The organism is Mucilaginibacter sp. GW822-FHT03E02 (genome assembly GCF_058801545.1).
On the sequence record NZ_JBXANJ010000001.1, the window covers coordinates 944,455 to 963,452 of the forward strand.

The following is an 18,998-nucleotide window of genomic DNA, read 5'->3' on the forward strand; positions in this document are numbered from 1 at the left end:
CCATGAACTATCAACCATGAACCATGATCTGGTGGTTATGAACCATCAACTATGATCTGGCGGCTATCACCTGCTCGCACAGGCCTAATGAAAGGGTCATCCCGTTACCGCCAAGGCCATTAATGATGGTTACGCCCGGCTCCACATCAACAATAAGTTCGGTTGCGCCATTGGTCATTTTAGGCAATATGCCGTGCCATGATTGCAGCAATTGCCAGTCCTTAAAATTAGCAAAGGTATGTAAGTAGCCTGTTATCATTTCATTAATAAACGCCTTATCAAACGGATCATGCACCAGGCCATATTCGTGCGAATCACCAATGGTTAGTTCCCCATTGCCATTTTGTGACGCCATTACATGGATACCCCATTTCAAATGTGTAGCATATTGTTCCTGGTAACGGGCACGCAAGGCAGGTAACGAAGCAGCAACCTGGAAACCAGGATAATGTATCATAGATAAGCCGCCACAAAGTGATGGCCCAATGCGCCATCCATCCGGTTGGCTCACCAGCCGCATCATTTGCAGCTTGCATTTGGTAATATCTGTTTGAGCAAATAACTCCGGGTAAAGCGTTTCAAAATCGGCACCACTGCAAACGTAAATTTCGTCGGCCTCCCAGGTACTTTTTCCCGAATATACTGTTGGATATTCAATACGACTGATAGCGGTATTCCAATGAAATTCAACGCCGTATTTATCGGCCAGGTATGCAGCCACCTGCCCAACAGCTTCCCGAGATTCAATAATCATTTCTTCGCCGCTCCATAAAGCGCCTTTTAAACCATCGGTATTAATGGCCGGTGATTTTACAAATGCCTCGCCGGGGCTTAGCAACGCGCAATCACGATAGGCCTGGTTGGCATCCACATATTCCTTTATCACCAGTAGCTCATCATCGTGATAAGCCAGGTGCAGGGAGCCAACTTCATCATGCCATATTTTAGCCTCGGTACAAATGGTTTTCCAGATGCTGCGCGATAGCATGGCCCGCTCATACATGGGGCCGGTAGCCTGCCCTATTGGCCATATCATCCCAAAATTGCGGATGGATGCGCCAACCGCGCGCTCATTACGTTCAAATACGGTTACTTTGTAGCCACGCATGGCCAACGCCCGCGAAGTGGCCAGGCCAACTATGCCCGCACCTATTACTATAGCTTTTTTGTTCATTGGTTCAATGGTTCATTAGTTCATTGGTCCTGTCACCAGGTCAACGCTTTCATTTTGACTTTTTAATTTTGAATTTTGACTTGATCTCGCGCTTTGCAGAAAATACAGCAGCGATAATACACCACATATGCCGCCTACTACAGCCACTATCATTACACCTTCTTTAAAAAAAGCACCCCAGCTGATGGTGGGTCGGCCAAGTTCTTTTATAAACAAAATACTTACACTGCCCAGGTAGCCCATCGAATCGGCTATGTACATAATGAAGCCTACATTGCTGCGGTAATTAAAGGTGGCAATCATCCGGTCGAAAAAGATGGCATTATAAGGTACATAACCCATATAAAGGCCAAGGCCGGCCATCGTCATCCAGGTTACAGGGCCAATTATTTTAAGCGAGAAAAGTAAAGTGGCACCACCCACCAATACGCATCCGCCTATGATAAACAGGTGGATGATGCTAAACGCCCGCAAATTCTTTTTAACCAATATCAGCAAGCTAATACCTACCAATACAATCACCGAAATTATAGAATCAATTCCTGTATAAATACTGTTGCTTTTTATACCAAGGTCGGCCCATATTTCCACCTCAAAATTGTCGCGCACATCGCGCATAATGGTCAGTAATACATAAATGATAATGGTGAGGATAATACCGGGCAAAAAGCGCATCAAAAAAGCTTTGCGTTCGGCGGCGTTCATGGGGCTGCGTTCGGCCCGCAGGCTGATATCTTCCGCCGTTGGTGCGGGCATTAACTCCATAAAAAAAACAAATAATAACAGGGGCAAAACAAATATGGCGCCCGTTAAAAAAGGCATGTGAAATTCATTTACATGAAATACGGTAAGCAGCGTGCGCCCCACCGTTTTTACAAAACCCGATGCAAATATGAGGCTGATAGATAATACAGCCGCCATAAACTCGGTGGACCGGCGCCCTTCCAGGTAACCGAAAACAAGTCCCCATATCAACCCTAAGGGAAAGCCATTAATGAAAAGGAAAACGATATTCCATGGCGCAGGCACAAAAGCAAAGCAAAGCAATGCCCCCCATGCTATGCCAATTAATGTTAATATGTACCGGCCCCTGTTTTTAGCATTTACCTCGGCAATAAACCTGATGCCATAAAATTTGCTGAAAGTATAACCCACTACCTGCGCTATAACCAGCCAAACCTTGTAATCAATATGCAGATATTGCTGCCCGGTAAAAGTACCGGCGGCAAAAGCTTTTCGGAACGCATACATTGAGGTATACAACCCAAACGCAGACACGGCCGCCATTACCGACAACAAGGAATAAGGCCATTTGGCAACTTTGCCCCTTAACTGTTCTATCAGCCTCATACCCGTCATTGGTTAATCAATGTAAAATTTCAAATGTTTAGCAATACTAAACTTATTTCATTAATGACAAACTAAGTTTATGTTAAGGTTTGGTTAATATCAATTTGAGAATTTGAAGATTTGAGAATTTGAAAATTAAACCCAATTAGGCAATTTTCAAATCTTCAAATTCTCAAATTTTCAAATCAACCCTACTTCTTTTCCTCAAAAAAATAAACAACCAGCATGCTTGCAGTTTTGCTGCCCGTATTTTTAGGCGTGTGCGGCAAGCGGCCGTCAAACAGCATCGAATCACCCTGTTTTAATAGCACCTTGTAGTCATCAAAATGATACTCTACATCGCCGCTTAAAATATATTTGTATTCAAAAGCCTCAGTAGTAACCATGGGCCGCGATGAACCGGGCATAAGGTCAAGCACCACAATATCAACAGTTGACCGGTTAATGGATTGGGTAAATATCCTATGGTAATGAAAGCCCGATGCATGCTCTTTTTCAAAATGCTCATACTCATCTTTACGTTTAATGAGTACCGGAAAATAATTGCTTTTCGATCGGATATCTTTAAAAAAATCGTTCATATCTATCTCAAGCGCTTTAATAATATCTATTAATACAATAAGCGATGGTATGGTACGGCTATTTTCAATTTGCGATATCAGTCCCTTGCTTACGTTAGCGCGTATGGCCAGTTCCTGTACGGTTATATTTTTTTCGCGACGGCGTTCTTTTATCCGGTTACTGATTTGTATCAGTATGTCTTGTTCCATTTTGTTTAGTATTGGTAAACTTTCGCAAAGTAAAAAAAAAATTGTTAAGCCCCCCAACCCCCTGAAGGGGGAGCTTTTGAATTGCAAGGTGCTTAGCCCCCTTATTATAATAAACTTGACTGTTCACTTTTTGGTATCTTATACATAAAACAGATAAAAAACGTATCAATCAAAATGTTCCCCCTTCAGGGGGTTAGGGGGCTTTTTTCATAAACATTTAATAATATCGTAACCTCAATCGGCTTAATTTGCAATAAAAACCTAACAACATGACATATTCTGCATATGACCCCCAGGCTGTAGTGAAAGAAGTATTTTCTCTTTATGAAAAATATGGCGACGAAGATTACATAGGCGAGCCTGTTTCGCAACTGGAGCACATGTCGCAGGCTGCTGCCCTGGCTAAAGCCGAGGGATTTGACGACGAAGTAATATTAGCCGCTTTTTTTCATGACATTGGCCATTTATGTGCCGAGGCCGGCGAAGCCGAAAGTATGGATGGCATGGGCAATGTTGATCATGAACAAATTGGCGCCGATTTTTTACTGGAACGTGGTTTTTCCGAACGAGTTGCCGCCCTGGTGCAAGGCCACGTAATTGCCAAAAGATACCTCACTTTTAAATACCCGGAATACTACAATCGCCTGTCAGATGCCAGCAAAGCTACCCTTAATTTCCAGGGCGGGGTAATGACAGCCGACGAAGCCGACGACTTTGAACTTAATCCAGACGCTGAACTGATTATACGCCTCAGGTACTGGGACGATATGGCCAAAGAAATGAATACGCCCGTTGATAACATCGACTATTTAAAAAGCATTGCCCTTACTCATTTGCAACAGGTAAACGCTTAACAGGAATGTGTTAATTTTTTGTAACGGAGATATGATATTTCCGTTACAAAAACCACCTGCTTAACACAGGGCAAACAAAAGCTTAAGTATTGCTTAATACTAAATTGGTTTACTAATAATAAACAAAGTTTAGCATTGCTGTATGAAAAAAGCAAATGTTTCACCCTTAAATTTTAGCAGATGAATAAGTTTTACCAGAGATTAAAAACCGTTATTACGGTTTTGTTATTTTGTATTGCGCCATCTATATTATTAGCTCAAAGCAAAATAAGCGGTACAGTTACCGACGAGAACCACTTACCAGTACCCGGTGTAAGTGTACGCATTAAAGAACAAAACAAAGGTACGGTTACCGATATTGAGGGCCGTTACATTATTTCGGCAAATGAAGGCCAAACGCTGTCGTTTTCTTTTATTGGCTACGCCACACAATCAGTAGTGGTTGGCGATAAAAAAATAATAAACATTAGCCTTACAGGCGATGCCAAAACATTAAACGAGGTAGTTGTTACCGCGCTTGGTGTTAAAAAAGAAACCCGCCGGGTAGGTTACGCCGTTCAAACCGTACAAGGCGATGCCTTGACTACAGCGCGCGACCCTAACCCTATTGCGGGTTTAATAGGTAAGGTTGCCGGTGTATCGGTAGGCCCGTCTGCCGAGTTATTGGGCAATCCTAACGTGTTAATCCGTGGTAACCAGGTATCTTTATATGTTGTTGATGGTTTCCCTATCAACACAGATACCTATAATATCAGCCCGGATGATATTGAAACCTATACTGTATTGAAGGGCCCTGCCGCTGCAGCGCTTTACGGTAGCCGCGCACAGTATGGCGCTATTTTAATTACCACCAAAAAAGGTGATAAAAACAAAAAAGGCTTAACTGTTGATGTAAACAGCAGTACAGTATTAAATTCCGGCTTTTTAGCGTTCCCGCGTACCCAGAACACTTTCGGACCAGGCGAAAATACTTTTTACCAATTTGTTGATGGTAAAGGTGGCGCACCAGGTGGTGTAGATGGTGACTATGACGTTTGGGGACCGTACTTTAATGGCCAGCTAATTGCGCAGTATGATAGTCCGGTTGATCCCGTAACTGGTGTACGTTCAAAAACTCCTTGGTTAGCCCGTGGTAAGGATAACCTGAAAAACTTTTTAAAAGTAGGCTCACAAACCAATAATAACGTTGCATTAGGCGTAGTTGGCGATAACTATACAACCCGTTTTTCGGTTTCGCAACAACACCAAACCAGCTATATTCCTTCGCAGTACCTGAATATAGCCAATGCCAACTTATACGCGTCATTTACGCCAACCCCTAAATTGACATTTGAAGGTAATATCGATTTCAACAGGCAATCAACTGATAACTTCCCGGATGTTCAGTACGGCCCTAACAGTATTATCTATAACATCTCTATCTGGACCGGTGCCGACTGGGATGTTAATGCTCCTGACATTAAAGCTATATGGCAGCCAGGTAAAGTAGGTGTACAATCACAATTTGAAGAATACCAACGTTACCATAACCCATATTTGTTAACTCAAAAATGGACCCGTGGCCATTACAAAAATGACACTTACGGTTATTTGGGCGGTACTTACAAGTTTAATGACAACCTTAATTTAAGGTTACGTTCGCAAATTGATACGTATAACATTTTACGTACCGAAGACCTGCCATTCTCGGCCCACCCTTATGGCCGTGAAGGTAACCAGGGCGACTACCGCGAAGATCGCCGTGATTTGTTTGATAACAACACCGAGTTGATTTTAAACTACAATTATACCATCAAGAATTTCTTAAATCTATCGGGCTTAGTAGGTTCAAACTTACGTACCATGAGCTACAACTCAAGTTGGGTATCTACCGATTATTTGAACGTGCCAGAGGTATATGCTTTCAGCAACTCAAAAAACCCAATACAGGCTACCAGCTTCCAATCATCTGAACGTGTATTGAGTTACTACGCTTCATTAGATATGACGTTTGGTAAATATGCCACACTATCCGCAACTTACCGTAGCGATCATACCAGCGCTTTCCAGGTTCCTACTACCTACACTTATCCAAGTGTATCGGCAGCCACTGTAGTTTCAGATTATATCCCGCTGCCAAGTGTAATTTCCTTCCTGAAATTACGCGGATCATACGCAAACGTTAAGGCTGATGCATCAAGCTCAACAATTGGACCTGCCCCTTTTAGTTCTATCACAGCGTTTGGTGGCAGCACAGGTGCGTCATTATTTAACAACCCACTGGGTTATGGCTCTACTTACACATCGCCATATAACGGGCCGGATTATTCATTGAACACATCATTCCGCACAGACAAGCCTTACGGCGGTCAAACTGCTGGTTACGCAACAGATTACCTGTATGCTGCTAACATTAAAACATCTACCCGTGTAAACTACGAAGAAGGTTTTGATATCAAATTCCTGCAAAACCGTTTAGGTTTTAGCGCCAGTGCGTTCCAATACATCGATGGTCCAAGGATTTTCCCAAGTGCAATTTCAACTGCAACTGGTTACACCACATTATACTTAAACGCGTTAAAAACTAAACGCACAGGTTATGAAGGATCATTGGAAGGTACCCCTATCAAAAACATGGGTGGCTTTACCTGGAATATCTTAGTAAACGTTGCAAACAATAAAGAGGTATTTAAAGAATTGCCTCCGGGCCAAAACGGCACCTATTTAGGTTATTACAGCGTGGGCGACCGTACTGACATACTGCGCGGCAGCAAATTTTTAAGAACCAAAGAAGGCCAGATTATCAATGACGCGGCAGGTAAGCCACTTTCAGTTGGTGGGCAGGTATTAGGCCACGAAAATGCTAATTATAACTGGAGCATTGCCAACAAAATCCGATACAAGAACTTCAGCATGGGCTTCCAGTTTGATGGTGCTGTTGGTGGTGTTATTATTGATTATATGCACAACAAAACCATGCGTGGTGGTGCCAATATCGAAACTGCTACAGGCGCCCTTGGAGATGCCCGTTACCAGGATTGGAAAAACTTTGGTGTAACAGGCTACAATGGCACTTATGTTGGCCCGGGTGTATATGTATCAAACCTTGGTAGCGATAACAAACCAGTTCCAATCAACCTTGATTCAAAAACCGGTGCTATATTAAACTACAGCGCATTACAGTTTTCTACAAACAAGCAAACCGCATTGGTTCAGGATTATGTAAGTAAATATTACAACGTTGATGAGTCAAACCTGATGGATAAAACTTTCACCAAGCTGCGCGAAGTAACTTTCAGCTACGATTTCCCTAAAGCATGGTTGCAAAAAAGCTTTATCCAGAAAATCTCTGCGTCGCTTTACGGCCGTAACCTATTGTACTTCTACAAAGACAAACGCTTTAAAGATGTGGATCTTGACCAATACAACGGTGCCCAGGCCCAAACTGTATTGCAATCGCCAACTGTACGTAGCTACGGCTTCAACTTAAATTTATCATTCTAAACTACAGATGAATATGAAAAAGATATTTAAAATTTATTTACTGCCGGTATTTATGATACTGACAGTAACCAGCTGTAAAAAGAGTTTCCAGGAATTAACCGTTAACCAAAACGTGCCAAACTCGGTGCCGGCATCGCTTCTTTTAACCGGCATATTAAATAACATCGCTGAATTTCCGGATGGATCAAAAGAAATTTACGGTCAATACTACATTTACAACTACGATTATTACGGTAATAACCGTTATGATTTTGGTAGCGGCGATAACTATTATACTACTTTAAAAAACGTAGTAGCCATGGAAGCCCAGGCTGTTAAATCGGGTGCCCCAGCTGTTAACCCTTACAGCGCTTTGGGTAAATTTTTCAGGGCTTACCTTTTTAGTAAAATGAGCATGGAAGAAGGCGATATCCCTATGACCCAGGCTTTACAGGGCGAAAAGAACCTCACTCCTGTTTATGATTCGCAAAAAACTGTAATGACACAATCATTAGCCTGGTTAGAAAGTGCAAATGCCGATATGAACGCCTTAATTGCATCTGGCAATACTACCCTGGCGGGTGATATTTATATGAGTAATAGCTTAGCCGCATGGCAAAAAGTAGTAAATTCATTCAGGATAAGATTATTGGTACAACTAAGTAAAAAAGCCGGCGACATTGATGTTGCAAGCCAGTTTGCTACCGTTGTTGGCAACCCAACCAAATATCCTGTTATGACCAGCACCGCCGATAACTTTCAATATACTTTTCTTGACCCAACCAATTATTATCCGCAAACACCTGATAACTTTGGTCAAAACGGTTCAAGACAAAACACTTCGGCTACGTATATAGGTTTATTAACAAACTTAAAAGACCCGCGCGTTTATGTAACCGCCGAGCCTGCCCGTTATAATGTTGATAACCTACACCAAAGCCCTACAGCGTTTTCATCATTCATAGGTGCCGATCCGGGTTTGGATTTAGGTGTGATGTATAACAACGCAGGTTTACAGAAATATTCGTTCCTGAACAGGAAACGTTATTACTCAACCTACACCGGCGAGCCAAGCATCCAGGTTGGTTACCCTGAGCTCATGTTTAACATTGCCGAAGGTATTAACCGTGACTGGGCAACAGGTAACGCCGAAGACTATTACATCAAAGGCATCCAGGCTTCCTTTGCTTATTACGGTATCCCAACGGGTTCAGGTACTTTTACGGCCTCGTTTTACCGCCCTGGCTCTACAAGCACTAAAAATCCTGCTAATTATGATAATTACACTATTAATGTTGATTGGGCTACCTACTATGCACAGTCAGGCGTTAAGTATACCGCCGATGCTGCCGGACTTACCAAAATATTACAGCAAAAATACCTGGCGTTGTTCCGTCACTCAGGTTTAGAAGCCTACTACAACTACCGCCGTACCGGTGTACCAACATTTACAACTGGTCCGGGTACAGGTAATAGTGGTCGTATAGCATTGCGTTTCCAGTACCCTGGTTCCGAGCGTACTTCAAATGCTGTTAACTATAATAAAGCATTATCAAGCCAATTTGGTGGCAATGATGATATTAATGGCATTATGTACATTCTTAAATAAAAATTATTAACCTCAACTTTGCAAAGGCCCTCATTAAACGGGGGCCTTTGTTTGGTTAAAAACAATTTATCTATGCCAGTTAAAAATAAGTTTCTTCTATCGTTCGCTATCGGCATTGGGCTTATACCAGGCGCCTTTGCCCAAAAGCAGGTAAGCATTTTACAGGTGCCGGGGATTAATCAATACTGTAAAATAGACACCGCCGGCACTTCAGTTTTACCCAGCGGAAGATTGATATCGCCGGCCGGACAAACCATTCGCATTACGCATGATCCTTTTGGCTTATCCATATCGCCCGATGGCAAAAAAGCGGTAACGCTTCACAACGGTGTTATCACCCTTATTGATATTGCCACCATGGGCAGCTCAAGAGTACCATCATACGATAAAAAGATCGCTTCTCCTTTATCCAACGGTTCGTTTTTGGGTGTAGCCTTTTCTCCCGATTCAAAAACACTGTACCTGAGTGGTGGCGATAATGGCGCTGTGATTGTATACGATGCCGGGAAGTTTATAAAAACCGATTCGCTATCATTAAATGGCCGCGTTGGCAATAAAGATTATGATGACAGCTTCACATCCGACCTGCTTTTTAATGCGGATAAAAATGAGTTATTGGTGCTGGATAGGGGAAACTTTCGCATGGTGCGGATTAACCTGGCAACAAAAAAAATAACCGCATCTATCAATGTAGGCCGCCAGCCTTTTGGCCTGGCTTTAAGTCCCGATAAAAAGACAGCCTTTGTGGCCAATGTGGGTATGTACTCCTATCCCTTAATAACCGGTGCTACCCCCAAAAATGCCGATTCGATCATGATCTCCAGGCATCCTTATGGCGATAACACCAAAGAATCACGCGAGGGCACTGTTGTTGAAGGCCGAAAGATCCCCGGTGTCGGCAGCCCTTCCTCGCCCGAGGCCATGAGTGTTTTCACCATTGATCTGGCTACCAATAAAGTGACCAATAAATTTAAAACAGGCCACCAGGTTGGCCAAATGCTGGAAGATGCCGAAGTAACCGGCGGTGCAAGCCCAAATTCAATAGCTGTTGGCAGCCAATATGCCTATGTTACCAATGCCACAAATGATAATATCACCATTATCGATTACAAAAACAATAAACTGCTGGGCGATATCCCGATTAAAGTTGATACCCGTATTGATAAATTCCGCGGACTATTACCTTTTGGCATCAGCTTAAGTAAAGATGAGAAAACGCTATACGTAGCGCTTTTAGGCTTCAATGCCGTTGCTGTAATTGATATCCCTACCCAAACCACCAAAGGGCTTATCCCCACCGGCTGGGGAACATCAAGGGTAAAGTTATCGGCCGATGAAAAAGAACTTTATATTACATCGTGCCGGGGGTACGGCGCGGGCCCCAACGGTGGGTACGGCTTTGTTGCCCCACCGCAAGGTACCTACATCGGCGATATTCAGTTAGGCACCTTTCAAAAAGTTGCCATGCCCGATAATGCGCAACTGGCTGCGTACACACAACAGGTTATCAGCAATACTTTCATAAGTAAACCAGTTGATGCTGCTACCAACAACCCGTTACCTGTATTGCCGGGCACATCGCCCACGCCTATCAAATACATTGTATACATTACCAAAGAAAACCGCACTTATGACGAGGTTTTAGGGCAAATGAAAAACGCCAAAGGCGACAGCACCCTGGCCCGTTTCGGCGTGCATTGCGAGTATACGTTGCCGGATGCTACCCGGATGCAGTTCCGCAACCTTAATGTATCACCAAACCATATTAAGGTAGCCACGCAGTACGCTTTCAGTGATAATTATTATTGCGATAGCGATGCATCTATCCACGGCCACCATTGGATGATGGGCGTTATCCCCAACGAATGGGTGGAAGCCAACTCCAATGTAAGCAAAACAGCCAAGCTGTTTTCAAAGGCGCCCGGTCGCCGCTTTCCTGGCTCAACAGGTAGCATGGACCCCGAAGATTATGCCGAAACAGGTGGTCTTTGGGAGGCCCTTGAGCGCAGGCATGTAGAGTTTTATAATTTTGGCGAGGCCAACGAAACCGCGCACGTGCGCGAAGAATGGGAAGATACCAACACCGGCGCAGCACATATTGTTATGGTGCCTATGCAAAAAGCGCTATACACACGTACCAGCCATAACTACGCCGGCTTTAACACCAACATCCCCGACCAATTCCGTGTAGAGCAGTTTAAAAGCGAGTTTACTAAGATGTGGATTACCGGTAAAAAGAAAATGCCTTCGCTCATTACTATGCAGGTGCCTAATGATCACGGGGCCGATGTAAGGCCAAAGGATGGTTATCCCTACCGGCAATCGTACATGGCAGATAACGATCTTGCTGTGGGCCGCATGCTCGATTTTCTGTCGCATACCAAATACTGGAAAAACATGCTGGTGATTATTACCGAGGATGATCCGCAAGGTGGCGTCGATCATGTGGATGCCCACCGCTCTATCCTGATGCTGGCTGGTCCGTATGTTAAAAAGGGCTATGTTAGCCACACCCACGCCAATTTTGGGTCGATATTAAAAACCATTTATAACGTGCTGGATGTGCCTTATGTAAACCAGTACGATGTTACTGCATCGCTATTACAAGATTTTTTTACCGATAAGCCCGACTATACCCCATATACTTTTATACCAAGCGATACGCGCGTATTTGATACTAAAAAGGCAATGGCGCGTTACAGCAAAAACACCAACTGGCGCAAAATTAAAAAAGGTGTTGATATGGATGATGAAGACCGGGAGCGCAACGACCATTACAAACAAAAAGGCAAAAAAACATCGGGCACAATAGTGAATTAAAAAGTGCTGTAACTGATTACAGTGGCATCCCTGAAATAAATAACAACCGGTAACCCTGGGTGATGAAGTTTCATGGAATGCTTAAAGGAGCAATGTATCGGATGGCGGGCAAAGCGCTATCCGATATTATTCCAAACTGTTGCGTTTCGCAACAGGTGAAACAGCATAAAAAATTAAATACCTGGTATTCAACAAATTACAAATTGTCATAAAATTAAAAACGCAACAAAACCGCAACACTTTCATGGCAATAATAAAATTCCCGAAATTCTGAAGGGAGGAATGGCGTATATCACATAGCGGCGCAGCCTCGTCGGGTGAGTATTAACCAGCGTTTAAACAGTTATTTATATATAAACCTCAACACCTTATGGAACAAAAACAAAGAATCTATATTAAACTTTTAAAGGTATCATAGTACTTCGCTCAAAGCATCGCAAACCATTCAGTAAGTCAATTTTTTGCTAAAACGATATTGCGATTACAAAATTCATCTACCACAAAACTTAAAAAACAAATGCAACTTTCATTTATCACCATTATAACCTTCATAGCAGGCCTAACCTTGTTTACGCCCAACCCCGCCCCTAAATCAAAGCATAAATTCATAGTAGCCGCCCACCGCGGAGATCATGTCATCTATCCCGAAAACACTTTAGCCGCCTACCAGGAAGCCATCAAAAACGAGGCTGATTACGTAGAGATTGACCTGCGCACTACTAAAGACGGCGAGTTGGTGAGTATGCACGATGGCACCATCAACCGCATGACCGATGGCAAAGGCAATGTTAAAGATTTTACCCTTGACGAGCTGGAACAGCTAAAAGTAAAAAGCAAGGATACCACAGATAAAACCGTATACCGTATCCCTACTTTTAAGCAGATACTTACTGCCTGCAAAAACAAGATCAATATTTATCTTGATTTTAAAGCAGCCGACCCGGAACAAGCTTACCAGATGATAAAACAATACGGCATGGAAAAACAAGTGCTGGTATACATCAATAGCGCTGCCCAGTTTACAGGCTGGCGTAAGGCCGCGCCAAAAATGCCCCTGATGCTGAGCATGCCCGATAGCGTTAAAACGGTAGCGGCAATGGAAAGCTTTATCAATAAATATCAACCCGATATCCTTGACGGCTCATACAACCAATACTCCAATGAGATGGTAACCCTTGCAGTCAAATACAACATCCCGGCCTGGCCCGATATCCAAAGCGCAGGCGAAGGACCAAACGATTGGAACAAAGCATTAGATAAAGGATTAAAAGGCCTGCTGACAGACCATCCTGCCTTATTAGTAAAATTCTTGAAGGAGAAAGGGCTGAGGTAAAAGTCAAATGCCATTAAGTTAAGAAAGATTAAATATCGAACACTGAACGTCCAATATCGAATAATGAAGTAAAAACTTCGGTATTGGACATTCAAAATTCATTGTTCGATATTATATGCCTTTGTTTTCGCCTCAACTTAATAGCGTTGTAAAAACACCAAAGGTGATTGATACGTGTGATTTAAGTATTAATAAATTTTGGTTGCATTTTAGTTTTGGTTTGCTAAATTGCCTCTTGCAAACCTCTGTAACCGCCCCTTGCGGTTTGTGCCAACATTATTAAACTTTATTTACCACCATGTCAACCGACCGCAGAAAATTTATTAAGCACCTGGGTGCTTCCGTTTTGCTTACTTCGGCTACGCTTAATAGCCTGGCCGCCAAAGAAGAAAATGAACTCCGCATCCTGAGTGCCGAAAAGCGCGTAGGGCCTAATGATAAAATCCGGATTGCTACCATCGGCATGGGCATTATGGGTTTTGCCGATACCAAGGCCGCGTTAACTGTACCCGGTGTTGAGCTGGTGGCTTGTTGCGACCTTTACAAAGGCCGCCTTGACAGGGCTAAAGAACTTTACGGATCTACCCTGTTCACTACCGGCGATCATCGCGAAATATTGGCCCGCAAGGATATAGATGCCGTTATTGTAGCAACCAGCGATAATTGGCACAGCCAAATAGCCATTGATGCCATGCGCAGCGGCAAAGCCGTTTATAGCGAAAAGCCAATGGTACACCAGATAAGCCAGGGCCTGGCCGAGATTAAGGCGCAGCAGGAAACAAAAATGGTTTTACAGGTTGGCAGCCAGCGGGTAAGCAGCATTGCCTATAAAAAAGCAAAGGAGTTATATGAAGCCGGTGCCATTGGCAAAATCAACTCTATCGAGGCATCTTTTAACAGGCAAAGCGCACTCGGGGCCTGGCAATACACTATTCCGTTTGATGCATCGCCGCAAACCGTAGATTGGGCAAGGTTTCAATCAAACGCCAAATTGAAATATGATTATGATAGCAAGCGCTTTTTCAGGTGGCGCAATTACCGCGAGTATGGTACCGGGGTTGCCGGCGACCTTTTTGTTCACCTGCTAAGCGGCATACACTTTATAACCGGCTCCAAAGGACCCGAAAGAATCTATTCCATCGGCGACCTGGCGTACTGGAAAGATGGCCGCAACGTGCCAGATGTAATGAGCGCGGTGATCCACTACGGCGAAACAAAAGAACATCCCGCTTTCCAGGTAACACTGCGGGTAAACTTCATCAGCGGCGAGGGCGATCATAGTACCACCAAAATAGTAGGTTCGGAAGGTGTGATGGACCTGATGGGCGACGATAGCTTTTCTATCCGCAAAAACAAAATGCCGGTAGCTACGGGCATCGGAGGCTGGGACTCATTATCAACCTTTACCGAAGCCCAGCAAAAAGCGTTAATGGACGATTATAACAAACGTTTCTCTCAGGCTGATCAGCAGCAACCCACTCTCCCTGGCGAGAGCTACCGCGCCCCGGAAGGGTATAATGCATCAAATGATCACTTTGCCAACTTCTTTGACTCGATACGTACAGGCAAACCCGTTGTAGAAGACGCCGTATTCGGTTTCAGGGCTGCGGCGCCTTGCCTGGCTTGTAACGATAGCTATTTTGAAAACAAGGTAATTAAGTGGAATGCAGAAGAGATGAAGATAGTGTAGGTATGATTTTGCCTATCGAATGATTTAATCAAGTATTTTACCATGAAATATTAAAGTTTAGTTTTAATATTTCATGGTAAACACTAACTTTGAATATGATTAAACGTAGATTAGAAAAGGAGTTAAATCATTTATTAGCAGAATTTCCGGCAATTGCTTTATTAGGACCCAGGCAGGTTGGTAAAACTACACTGGCGAAAGAGTTGGGTAATAAAGAAGATAAAGCCGTTTTATATCTCGATCTCGAAAATGATGAAGATATAGCAAGAATGCAAAATGCTGCATTTATTTTTGAGCAATACACCGATAGTTGCATTGTTTTGGACGAAGTGCAACGCCAGCCTGATATATTCAGGCAATTAAGACCTGCGATAGACAAGAACCGCCAACCAGGCCGTTTTATCCTGACAGGCTCTGCATCACCGGCATTGGTTAAAGGCGTATCTGAGTCACTTGCCGGCCGGGTAGCTTTTGTAGAATTATCGCCGATAAATTTACTGGAAGCTTTAGAAAGCGGCATCGGCCAGGAACAACATTGGTTTAGAGGAGGGTTTCCAAATGCACTCACAAGCAAAACTGACCAGGCTTTTAGCCGATGGGCAGAACATTTTATCCGGGCTTATATCGAACGCGACCTTGCCTTACTGTTTGGCTTCAATCTTTCAGAAAAGCTTATTCGCAATTTTTGGTACATGCTGGCATCAAATAACGGAGGTATCTGGATGGCAGAAAGCTATGCAAGAGCTTTAGGTGTAAGCGGCGTAACGATAAAAAAGTATCTGGATTTTTTGGAAGGCGCTTTTATGATAAGACAATTATCTGCATGGTACGTTAACGTTAAAAAACGTGTAGTAAAAGCACCTAAAGTTTATATACGGGATAGTGGATTACTGCATGAATTAAACCGCATTAGAAATAGCCACGAATTGCCATTACATTTAATTGTGGGTAGCTCGTGGGAAGGTTATGTAATTGAACAAATTTATCAATTAAAACCCAGGCACCTGGACATGTATTATTACCGCACCCATAATGGTGCGGAATGCGATCTGGTACTTGTAAATGGCATCAAACCACTGGCCGCTATCGAAATTAAATATGCAACAACTCCGTCCCTTTCTAAAGGTTTCTATAATGTGCTTGATGACTTGCAGGTAACCAGGGCTTTTGTAATAACTCCCGGCGAAAAGCATTACAACCTGGATGAAAAAACGATTGTTAGCGGATTACAATTTTTCCTGGAAAATATTTTGGGTGAGTTATAAAACCTCCTAAAGGCATATTTAATGAGCTTTCGGCTTAACCTTAAATGGTTATCTATATTCCAGCCGTCTTTTCAGCACCACATTATCGGCGGCTTTTGCAATCATCACATCAAAAATCCCCGGCTCTGTAACCAATTTCATTTGCCTGTTCCAAATTGCTAAATCCTTATAGCTAATGGTAAAACTCACTGTTTTTACCTCGCCCGGGGCAAGGGCTATTTTGCTAAATCGTGTTAAGCTCATTTCGGGCGTACTTACTGAGTTAATTTTGTTGCCCAGGTACAATTGCACCACCTCTTTGCCCACAACTGCACCTGTATTTTTAACATCTACCGAAACAGTTACCTGTTCATTTTTACTAAATACGGGTTTAGATACCTTTAAGTTATCGTATTGAAAAGTGGTGTAACTTAAGCCATACCCGAAAGCAAACAAAGGATCGGTTGACGAATACACATAATCCTGCCCTGGCTTTTCAACGGTGCCATGCTGGCGGTTAATTCCTTTTGATGAATTAACGTAGTTATAAAATACCGGGATATGTCCAGTTGATTGTGGCACGCTCATGTTTAACCTGCCGGATGGGTTTACTTTCCCGAAAAGAATATTAGCAATGGCAGTCCCGCCTTTTTCGCCAGGGTACCAGGCTTCTAAAATAGCCGGGATACTCTCCTTTTCCCAGCTAATACTCCACGGGCGACCGTGTACCAACACCAATATCACCGGCTTGCCGGTTTTATAAACGGCCTGCAACAATTCGCGCTGAACACCTTGCGGATTAATGTCGGTTACATCATAACCCTCGCCGCAGGTAAAAGGGTCTTTCGGCTCGTTACCCGGCGCTTGCCCGTTCCAACCCACGCCCGACCATACTACACTTGTTGTGCCAAGCACTACAACAACCGCGTCGCATTCATTGGCGGTTTTTACAGCCTCATCAAAGCCGCTTTTATCCAGTCCGGATAACTCGCAGCCTTTGGCATAATTTACCTTAACGGTGCTGCCCACAAACTGCTTTATCCCCTCCAAAACGGTTACGCCCGATAGGTTATCACGCGTAAAGCTATAATCGCCATATTGCACTTTATTAGCATTAGGGCCAATAACAGCTATCGATTTCAATTTGCTGATATTTAAAGGCAACAGGCTTTTTTCATTTTTTAGTAAGATGACAGACTCCTCGGCTATTTGCTGCGATAGTTTGATATGCTCTTCGGTGTGCAACCTGCTTTTAATGCGTGCCGTATCGGGCAGCGGTTTTTCAAAAAGGCCTGCCTTAAATTTCATAGTCAGGATACGGGCTACGGCTGTATCTATCTGCGCTTCCTTTACTTTACCAGCCTTCACCAGCTCAATCAAATGACCATAAACATCCGGGCGCGATGCTTCCAGGTCTACCCCGGCTTTGATACCCAACAGTGCCGCATCTGAGGCAGTTTTGGCCACCTTGTGGAAATTGTAAAGTTGGCTTAAGCCGCCATAATCTGAAAAAACATAACCTTTAAAATCCCATTCCTTACGCAAAATCTGTTTTAGCAAAAACTCGTTACTGTGGGCCGGGATGCCGTCAATCTCGTTATATGATGGCATAATAGCCGCTATGTTGGCCTCTTGTACAGCTGCTTTAAACGGTGGTAAAAACATTGATCGCAGCTCACGCTCACCAAGTTCGGATGGGGCCAGGTTAATACCGGCAATAGGTTTGCTGTAGGCGGCAAAGTGTTTGCCTGTACACATTACTTTATCAAAGGCAAAGCTTGTTTTTGTTTTGGCTGGGTCGCCCTGCATGCCCCGTACAAATGCCGAACCCAACTGGCCAACCAGGTACGGATCTTCGGCAAAGCATTCCTCTACCCGGCCATAGCGGGCATCCCTGATCAAATCAAAAAGCGGCGAAAGCGCTTCATCAACACCCGATGTTGATGCCTCGTAAGCAATGGTAGCTCCCATTTGCTCAATCAGTGCCGGGTTCCAGGTGCTCCCCTGCGCTATCGCTTGCGGGAATGTAGTAGCGCCGGCCGACAATTGCCCATGCAGGCATTCGCCAATTTGTATGGGTGGAATACCAAGCCGGGTATGCTCGCGCGAGTATTTCTTAGCGGCAACAGCTTGTTGGGCAATATCATAAACATTGGTAAAAGGGCTCTCCAATACACCGTAAGCAATCTTGCTTTTGCTTGCCTCGCTTAGCGATGACATGCTCATCTGCCCAATTTTTTCTTCCAGTGTCATCCGTTTTAACAAATCGGCCACGCGTTGTGCAATGGGCGCTTTAGGATTTTTATAAAGCTGTGCCTGGGTTACAACGCTTAAAACTAAAGTCGCAAACAAAATGGGAAATGCTTTTTTGATGACCATTTTTAAAAGAAGTTTGTTTTTATAGATGTAGTATTGAAAGATGATGTTTATTTATATCCTCTCTCAATAGCCTAAGATACTTCAACTTAATTAATCGGGAAGGTTCTTTTTCAGATTTCAGAGAATCATTTTCAAATTCGGATCACAACGCGAGACACCTACGGAGCCATTTACATATAAAAATGTAAATGCCGCAGGAGTTTAAGACTCAACAAAAATCATGTCATTGCGAGGCACGAAGCAATCGCGAACTGCGCAGATTCGCCTTGCTCCTTGCGATTGCTTCGTAACAGTATCGAATATCCGTCATTGC

11 protein-coding genes are annotated in these 18,998 nt (G+C 43.5%); 7 read left to right on the forward strand and 4 right to left on the reverse strand.

What is annotated here, in order from left to right:
* Positions 1–49 precede the first annotated feature (49 nt).
* The 3 genes from AC1RM2_RS03755 to AC1RM2_RS03765 form a co-directional block, all read right to left on the reverse strand.
* On the reverse strand, positions 50–1,174 hold the full coding sequence (locus AC1RM2_RS03755) for a TIGR03364 family FAD-dependent oxidoreductase (RefSeq protein WP_492983519.1): 1,125 nt from the start codon (positions 1,172–1,174) through the stop codon (positions 50–52).
* 15 nt (positions 1,175–1,189) lie between these two features.
* Positions 1,190–2,524 (reverse strand): DUF5690 family protein, encoded by a 1,335-nt coding sequence (locus tag AC1RM2_RS03760; protein WP_492983521.1) that lies wholly within the window; start codon positions 2,522–2,524, stop codon positions 1,190–1,192.
* 191 nt (positions 2,525–2,715) lie between these two features.
* Positions 2,716–3,294, reverse strand: a complete 579-nt coding sequence (locus AC1RM2_RS03765) for a helix-turn-helix domain-containing protein (RefSeq protein ID WP_492983523.1) — start codon at positions 3,292–3,294, stop codon at positions 2,716–2,718.
* Positions 3,295–3,563: 269 nt separating this feature from the next.
* Here AC1RM2_RS03765 and AC1RM2_RS03770 point away from each other — a divergent pair, with 269 nt between their 5' ends.
* The 7 genes from AC1RM2_RS03770 (at position 3,564) to AC1RM2_RS03800 (ending at position 16,327) form a co-directional block, all read left to right on the forward strand.
* Positions 3,564–4,148, forward strand: a complete 585-nt coding sequence (locus AC1RM2_RS03770; protein WP_492983525.1) for a phosphonate degradation HD-domain oxygenase — start codon at positions 3,564–3,566, stop codon at positions 4,146–4,148.
* Positions 4,149–4,328: 180 nt separating this feature from the next.
* On the forward strand, positions 4,329–7,631 hold the full coding sequence (locus tag AC1RM2_RS03775) for a SusC/RagA family TonB-linked outer membrane protein (RefSeq protein ID WP_492983527.1): 3,303 nt from the start codon (positions 4,329–4,331) through the stop codon (positions 7,629–7,631).
* Between the two features lie 13 nt (positions 7,632–7,644).
* On the forward strand, positions 7,645–9,219 hold the full coding sequence (locus AC1RM2_RS03780; protein ID WP_492983529.1) for a SusD/RagB family nutrient-binding outer membrane lipoprotein: 1,575 nt from the start codon (positions 7,645–7,647) through the stop codon (positions 9,217–9,219).
* A 72-nt stretch (positions 9,220–9,291) separates the two neighbouring features.
* A complete protein-coding gene (locus AC1RM2_RS03785) occupies positions 9,292–12,039 on the forward strand; it encodes a YncE family protein (protein ID WP_492983531.1) in 2,748 nt (915 codons plus the stop codon).
* A 517-nt stretch (positions 12,040–12,556) separates the two neighbouring features.
* Complete coding sequence (locus AC1RM2_RS03790) at positions 12,557–13,372, forward strand: glycerophosphodiester phosphodiesterase (protein ID WP_492983533.1); 816 nt, start codon at positions 12,557–12,559, stop codon at positions 13,370–13,372.
* A gap of 298 nt (positions 13,373–13,670) precedes the next feature.
* Positions 13,671–15,062 (forward strand): Gfo/Idh/MocA family protein, encoded by a 1,392-nt coding sequence (locus tag AC1RM2_RS03795; protein ID WP_492983535.1) that lies wholly within the window; start codon positions 13,671–13,673, stop codon positions 15,060–15,062.
* Positions 15,063–15,157: 95 nt separating this feature from the next.
* On the forward strand, positions 15,158–16,327 hold the full coding sequence (locus AC1RM2_RS03800) for an ATP-binding protein (protein ID WP_492983537.1): 1,170 nt from the start codon (positions 15,158–15,160) through the stop codon (positions 16,325–16,327).
* A 48-nt stretch (positions 16,328–16,375) separates the two neighbouring features.
* On the opposite strand, the gene AC1RM2_RS03805 is transcribed toward AC1RM2_RS03800, so the two are convergent.
* Positions 16,376–18,685 carry a glycoside hydrolase family 3 N-terminal domain-containing protein gene (locus AC1RM2_RS03805; protein WP_492983539.1) on the reverse strand — a complete coding sequence of 770 codons (2,310 nt, stop codon included), beginning with the start codon at positions 18,683–18,685 and terminating at the stop codon, positions 16,376–16,378.
* Positions 18,686–18,998 lie beyond the last annotated feature (313 nt).